General features: G+C 55.4%; 1 protein-coding gene. It reads right to left on the minus strand.

Translation table 11 applies throughout. The features are described 5' to 3' along the window. Positions 1-526: 526 nt before the first annotated feature. Positions 527-827 (minus strand): hypothetical protein (locus AC1DYI_RS37240; protein WP_477209087.1); only part of this gene is annotated, 301 nt, incomplete at its 5' end.

The raw sequence follows: 827 nt of genomic DNA on the forward strand, positions 1-827 counted from the left end.
TTCGACGTAAGGGGCCTGCCGCAGGCAGGTCCCCTTGACGGAGGGGTTAGGCAGCTGGCGCATTGCTAAGCGCAACGAACTCGCAATAGGCTATGTCGCAACTCTGTTGCAGGAACCTAGGCACGGGGCCTCCGCAGATGGGCACACACAAGAGCAATGGCCACTGCAAATAGGCCAAGGTCACCATACATGTGAAAGAAGAAAACGAAAGAGTTCTGATCGATCGTGGGTTGAAGCTCTTTACCTAAGCTGATGAACCGCACTTGCGGTGAAATCAAGCGTGCAAGGTGACCTGTTAGGAGAAAAGCAGCGCCGRCCGCTGCGAGATAGCTCGGCCAGGAGCGGGAGCGAACCCCCCAAAGGAAGCCTCCAGCAAGAAGACAGAAAGGGACAAGTACATGAGCAACGTCGCTCACGATCGCCGTAAGCGACCAGAACAGGGATCCGCTATAGACATGGGTATCCATATGCTGCCTAACGTTCGACGTAAGGGGCCGGCCGCAGGCCAGTCCCCTTGACGGAGGGGTTAGCCGTTGGATGGCGGAACATACTGCTCCTTGAGAACGGCCTTCGCAACAGACGGTGCTATCAGCTTGACGTAAGGGCCTCGCGGTGTTGACTTAAACATGACGTACTGGCCCTCACGATTTCGCAGGAAGCGCGTGAGTGTGTAGGAGTAGATCAAGCCGTTTTTGCTCTGTCCGATGGTCTCCGACTCTTTGACAATTTGGCAAGCATCAGGATGCAGGCCCAATTGATCCGCTGCGCTGCTAGCGAGCCACTTGTTGAATTGATCAAGGGCTTCGGCCTTGATGGATGTGACATCA

The sequence above is a fragment of the Ideonella sp. P3_A4 genome (genome assembly GCF_056403075.1).